Origin of the sequence: Planotetraspora sp. A-T 1434, assembly GCF_025420585.1 — a bacterium.
Taxonomy (GTDB): Bacteria; Actinomycetota; Actinomycetes; order Streptosporangiales; family Streptosporangiaceae; genus JAOEGB01.
In genome coordinates this window covers 1-448 of sequence record NZ_JAOEGB010000110.1, presented here as the reverse complement: position 1 = coordinate 448, position 448 = coordinate 1, and the positions used below count along the sequence as shown (strand labels likewise).

The window sequence follows — 448 nt, the reverse complement described above, 5'->3', positions numbered from 1 at the left end:
ACCGGGTTCGCTGGGTTTGCTGGGTTCGCCGTCGTTGGGTTCGCCGGGTTCGCTGGGTTCGCCGGGCCATGGATCGTCTGGTGCCGGAGCGGTCGGTTGAAGGCCCCCGGTGTGGTCTGGCCATAGGTCGCCCAGTTGGCCGTCGTCCGGCGAGACGCCCTCTGCCTTCCGGTGCCTCGGCTGGCCCGCCAGACCACCGCCCGCCAGACCACCGCCCGCCAGACCACCGCCCGCGAGAGCACGGTCCGCGAGGGCACGGCCTGCGGGGGCATGGTCTGCCGGGCCCCCGTCGGGCGACCGTGAAGCGGAGGTGGGACGTCCGGAGGCGGAGGTTGTGGATCCGGGACGCGCGGTCCCCATGGGGCCGGCGGCTGCGGAGTCGGTCCCGGTGGGGCCGGTCCCTGTGGGGCCGGGGTGGTCGGGGTCGGGGTTTGTGGGGCCGGTCCCG

1 protein-coding gene is annotated in these 448 nt (G+C 75.2%); it reads left to right on the top strand.

What is annotated here, in order from left to right:
- Nucleotides 1-135: 135 nt before the first annotated feature.
- Nucleotides 136-303, top strand: coding sequence for a hypothetical protein (locus N5079_RS35175; protein WP_261588548.1), 168 nt, complete (start codon nt 136-138; stop codon nt 301-303).
- Nucleotides 304-448 lie beyond the last annotated feature (145 nt).